Origin of the sequence: Dermacoccus sp. UBA1591 (genome assembly GCF_002322065.1) — a bacterium.
Lineage (GTDB): Bacteria > Actinomycetota > Actinomycetes > Actinomycetales > Dermatophilaceae > Dermacoccus > Dermacoccus nishinomiyaensis.
Genome location: NZ_DCNR01000011.1, coordinates 1 through 5,337 on the forward strand (window position 1 = coordinate 1; position 5,337 = coordinate 5,337).

Here is a 5,337-nt window from a genome sequence, read left to right on the forward strand (position 1 = left end):
CGGGCGCCCGATGGCGGGTAACTCACACGGAGGCAGGTTGCTACTCGCCATCGCGTGAGTTACCCGCCATCCTGCTCGGCGCTCGCTGATTCGTCATCGCCTCGGCTCGTCGCCGAGTTGCCTCCCGGAAGATGGTTGGCCGGCAGGGGGCCTCGGTCGAAGTCCGATGTGAGCCACCTCTCGAGTGATTCGTCGGGGAAGGTTGGCGGTGACCGGCCGGTGACGGCGGGGTCTGCCGCGGCGGAGGTGATCCGGTCGAGGCGGAAAACGCGCCAGTCGCGACGGTGCAGGTCATGGCGGAGGAGGTACCAGCGGCCCTCGCGGATGAAGCAGATGAGCGGATGCACCTGTCGATCGCAGACACGGCCGTCGCCGTCGGAATGGCGAAGTGCACGATGCCACGTTGGGCGGCTGTGTCAACGAGCAGACCGTGCAGGCGCGCGTCGACAGGCTCGAGCCCACTCGTCAGCACGTTGGTCGCCGTCGCGGTCGCGACGGCTCGTCGACGCAGCGACCCCGGCAGCAGGCGTTCGAGCTTGGCGCGCACGACTGTGGCGTCCGTCGCCCCGGCGGTGTCTCCTTCGAGACCTGCCCCCTCGAGCACGAGCAGGGCCGTGACGAGGGTGGACACCTCGTCGGCGTCGAGTACGAGGGGCGGGATCGTGACGCCCGAGTCCAGGCGGTAGCCGCCGCCGGGACCGGGCGTGACCGCACGCTGTAACCGAGGCTGCACAAGCTAGCGACACCGCGTCGGAGGGATCGCGGCCCCGTGGCAAGACGCATGGCGAGATCAGCCACGGAGCACCATCGGCCCGTCTGGAGCAGACCCAACGATTCGAGGGTACGCGACGAAGGACTCGTGACGGGCTTGTGGGACATGCGTTCATTGTCGTGCGAGATGAGGACCGGAATCGTCTGCATCTGGTCCTAGCGTCATTCCACGAGGGCGCGGGCACACCGCCGCTCAGGAAAGGGTGATCGATGCGCATCGCCATCACGACACCCAATGGAAACGTGGGTCGCCACCTGATTCGTATGCTCGTCCGAGTCGGGGTACGGCCCGTGCTCTTGGCACGGCATCCCGCGCAGATCGCGCGGGAACTGCGCCCCCTCGTCGACATCGTCGAGGCGGATTCGCTGGACCGCGACGAGGTCGTCGCCGCGACTCGCGGGATTGATGCCGTGTACTGGGTGAATCCGAGCCCGATGACCGCTGATCCGCTCGCTGAGCATGCTCGGGCGAGCGAGGCAATCGTGGGTGCCGTCCGCGCGAACGGCATCAGGCGCGTCGTGTTCCACAGCAGCGTGGGGGCAGAGAAGCGCCACTGTGTGGGAGGGATCGACGGCCTTGCCGCGACGGAGTTGTCGCTCGACGCGCTCGACGTCGACGTCACGCACCTGCGGTGCGGTTATTTCTTCTCCAACCTCACCCGGCACCTGGCGGCGATCCGCCAGGGCGAAATCGACACGGTGCTCCGGGTTGATCACGCATTCAGCTGGGTGGCGCCGCGTGACGTCGCCGAGATGGCGGCACTCTGCCTCCTTGACGAGGGGTGGCAGGCGCGTCATGTCCGAGCGGTTCACGGGTCGCGGGATCTCTCGTGGCGCGACGTCACGCGCATTCTCTTCGACCACGTGGGAAATGCGGTGGCGGCGCGCCAGATCAGCGATGCGGCGTGATGTCCCGCTACCTGGGGCCGGGCTCGCCCGTGGTCTCGCGCAGGCGTTACTGGGGATGAGCACCGGAATCCGCGATGATTTCCGTCCCGAGCAGGGGCGGACCCCCGCCACCACGACGCCGACGCAGCTCGCGGGCTGGGTGTACGACGAGCTGCTGCCGATCATGGGTGCGTGACGATCGGGTTGGGCAGTCGCGTTTGAGGATCAGCGTTGGAAGCGCCGCCGGCGCCCGCGCGGGCGCGGTCAGTGAGAGCCGGCTCAATGGATCTTTCATGTGACGGAGCCTACCCCTATTCGAACATGTGTGCGATAATTGGGTCATGGAAACGCTAGAGATGACGGACGCGGCGAACATCGTCGCGCGTCTCTCTGAGCTGCCCGGTGAGGCTGTCCTGGCCGTTTGGGGCGAGCTGACGACGCGGGTCGCAGAGGAGGTTCTCACCGATCCGGCATCGCTCGTTCCGCTCACCGATGGAGGCGCGAGCCTGGACGGTCGGTTGGACGCCCTGATGAGTCACCGTCGCCACCTTGAACGCGCTGCGGCGCTCACACAACGTGTTGCACGCAGCGCCGAAGCGGTCACGCACATGCTGGCCTCCGAACACCATGACAGTGTGCGTCGCCACGACGTCCTCAGCGGCGAGGCGATGGGTGAGGGCGCGTCCGACGATTCTCGGGCCTACGACGTCGAGGCCGGCGAGTTCGCGGCCTCAGCGCTCGGCGGCGCACTCGGGCTGACGGCGCCCGCCGCCCGGGCGATGGCGGCGGGGGCTTCGACGCTGCGTGCGCGCCATCCCGGCCTGCTGGCGGCCTCGGCACGCGGAGACGGCTCCGTGCGGGTGGCGGCGATGCTGGCGGGGGAGCTCGCGCACCTCGAGGCGGACGCTGCGCGCTCCGTGGCACAGATGCTCATCGACAGCGGAGATCATCGACGCGCTCACCAGGCGGCGCGGCAGGCGTGCCGCAAGACCCTGCGTCGGCTCGGTCTCACTCGCCCTGCCGACGAGGTCGAGGTGGAGTCGACGCGCGGGGTGTGGTTCGAGCCGCACCTCGAGTTCGAGTCGCTGTGCACGATGACAGCCGTTCTCGACGCCTACGACGCCACGGCCATCCAGGCCGTGATGGAGGAACGTGCGCGGCGCCTGCAGGAGAACTCTGCCCCCGGCGCTCGGCTTTTCGTCGGCGCAGCGCGGGCTGACGCGCTCACCGACCTCATCCTCGAGAACTGCACCGTGACGGCCACGCTGAACCTGCAGGTGCCGATCATCGCGCGACCTCCCGACCCGTCGAGATCCGCCGTCGCGGGGCTCCTCGACCCGCCGAGATCCACGGGCGTCCCGGACGCGGAGGACGTGTCCGACCTGCTTGACGCGAGGGTCCCTCGGCCCGCCATTGGAGTGCCGCCGGGTCATTCCCCGGCGTCGCCCGCAACGTCGTCGATGGTCCTGGGTGCCTGTGGCGTGCGCGGCGTCGGTGTTCTTTCTGCTGGCGTCGTCGCCCGCCTCGCCGCTACGGCTGGTGTGGGATTCACGGCGACGCTCGCGTCGCACCACGGGTGTGGTCGCATCACGACGCTGGCCACCACGACGGCTGCTCACCGCCCAAGTGTCGGCATCGCCAAGCTCGTGCGGGAGCGCGACGGCGTGTGCCGCTTCCCGTTCTGCGAAACGGCCGCCTCGCGGTGCGACCTCGACCACGTCATGCCGTTCGACCAGGGCGGGCCGACGAGCGCGACCAACCTGCAGGCGCTGTGTCGTCACCATCACCGCGCCAAGACCCACGGGGGCTTCCGCGTGAGGATGACGCCCGACGGCGTCTGCACGTGGCTGTCGCCCTCCGGTGCCCGCTGGGTCACCGAACCCGGCGGCATCACACACGCCGACGCCGTTCGCGCCGCCTGACGGCCCTCGCGGCCCTGCGGCCCCGGCTGCCTGCCGAACCCTGATCTCACGTGCTCCGCGCTCTCGGTGCGCCGCCGCTCAATCCTGGTCTGGCGAGGTCTGTGCCCGCTACCTACTGCTCGAACCTGGTCTGACGGCGCAGTCATTCCCCGGCCACAACCCGCGGCCCATTTCATGTCCCGGGCGCGTTCACTTTCCCGGGCGCAGCATCATCGACACGGCGGCACCACGCACGCCGGCGCCACACCTGTTCGCGCGGCCTGACGACCCGGTGACGCCCGCCTCCACCTCGCCAGTCGTGTCGGCGACACCGCGTCCGAACCCTCGCTCGGATGCCTGGGTGAGATCACGCTGAGGGAGAACTCCACCCGTTCATGCGACGTCAGCGTGGGATAAGGCCGCGCTGGATCCCCGCCGTCATCCGCCGTGCGCGGGTGCGGGGTCAGGCGCAGCTGCGTCCCCGTCGCGATCCGCGATGCGCGGGAGCGTGAGGTCAGGCGGCGTTGGGGCCCGCAGTGATCCGCGAGGTGCCAGCGCGAGACACCGCGACGGGTTGTCAGGGCCACTTGGCACAATGGCCCCCATGTCTTCGCCCGAGCCTTCATCGCCGCTCAGCCCTGACGTCGCGCAGCGCCTCAAGCGCGACGACGCGGGTCTCGTCGCCGCGATCATCCAGGACGACACGAACGGTGACGTGCTCATGCTCGGCTGGATGGACGACGAGGCGCTGCGCCGCACGCTGAGCGAGGGGCGCGTGACGTTCTGGTCGCGCAGCCGCGGCGAGTACTGGCGCAAGGGCGACACGTCGGGTCACGCGCAGTACGTGCGCAGCGTCGCTCTCGACTGCGACGGCGACGCGTTGCTCGTCCGCGTCGACCAGGTCGGCGCCGCATGCCACACCGGCGAACGCAGCTGCTTCTTCACCGACCTCGACGCCGCCGTCTGCAGTGATGGCGCGATCGCGTCCACCGGAACCGACGCTGACGCAGCTACCACGGCGCCCACCGGAACCGACGCTGCGGACGCAGCCACGACAACGTCAACCCCAACCGTCGCCGCAGACGTACCCGCCACCATGCCCACCCCCAGGAGCAACGCATGACTGCCGCAGCCGAGCCGGAGACGAGCCTCGCCGCCGACCTCACCTGGGGCGCGACGTGGCCGAGCGTCGAGTTGTTCGAGCACCTCGCGGGTGGGCGTCGCGTCATCCCCGTCGTGCGCAAGCTGCTCGCCGACGCGGAGACACCCATCGGCATCTACCGCAAGCTGGCGCGCGACGAGCCGGGCACGTTCCTGCTGGAATCGGCGGAGCACGGCGGCGTGTGGTCGCGCTACTCGTTCATCGGCGCCGCGAGCCGCGCGACGCTCACCGAGCGTGACGGCGACGTCGTCTGGCTCGGCGACGTGCCGACGGGGCTGCCGACGACAGGCCTGGCGGTCGATGCCCTACGCGCGTCCCTGCAGGCACTTCACACCGAACGCATCGCCGGCCTGCCGCCGCTGACGAGCGGTTTCGTCGGCGCGATCGGCTACGACGCGGTGCGTCGCTGGGAGAAGATCGGCAACCACGCCGACGACGTCCTCGCGATCCCCGAAGTCACGATGTTGCTCGCCACGGATCTCGCCGTCATGGACCATCAGGACGGCTCGCTCCTGCTCGTCGCCAATGCCGTCAACTTCGACGGCCTCGAACCCGGCGCGCGCGCCGCGTACGACGACGCCGTCGCCCGCCTCGACGCGATGCAGACCCGCCTCG

At 69.7% G+C, this 5,337-nt stretch carries 3 protein-coding genes and 2 pseudogenes; 4 read left to right on the forward strand and 1 reads right to left on the reverse strand.

The window, feature by feature from the left end:
• Positions 1 to 59: 59 nt before the first annotated feature.
• Positions 60 to 347 carry a WYL domain-containing protein gene (locus B2284_RS01105; protein WP_050786432.1) on the reverse strand — a complete coding sequence of 96 codons (288 nt, stop codon included), beginning with the start codon at positions 345 to 347 and terminating at the stop codon, positions 60 to 62.
• Positions 348 to 981: 634 nt separating this feature from the next.
• On the opposite strand from B2284_RS01105, the gene B2284_RS01110 reads away from it, so the two are divergent.
• The 4 genes and pseudogenes from B2284_RS01110 to B2284_RS01125 all read left to right on the forward strand — a co-directional run.
• Positions 982 to 1,680 carry an SDR family oxidoreductase gene (locus B2284_RS01110; protein WP_006943784.1) on the forward strand — a complete coding sequence of 233 codons (699 nt, stop codon included), beginning with the start codon at positions 982 to 984 and terminating at the stop codon, positions 1,678 to 1,680.
• 320 nt (positions 1,681 to 2,000) lie between these two features.
• The gene (locus B2284_RS01115; protein WP_131941106.1) at positions 2,001 to 3,581 is read left to right on the forward strand and encodes an HNH endonuclease signature motif containing protein; all 1,581 of its coding nucleotides are present in this window, start codon (positions 2,001 to 2,003) and stop codon (positions 3,579 to 3,581) included.
• Positions 3,582 to 4,155: 574 nt separating this feature from the next.
• Positions 4,156 to 4,518: pseudogene (gene hisI, locus B2284_RS01120) on the forward strand (phosphoribosyl-AMP cyclohydrolase); the annotation flags it as partial.
• Positions 4,519 to 4,679: 161 nt separating this feature from the next.
• A pseudogene (locus tag B2284_RS01125) lies at positions 4,680 to 5,337 on the forward strand (anthranilate synthase component I); the annotation flags it as partial.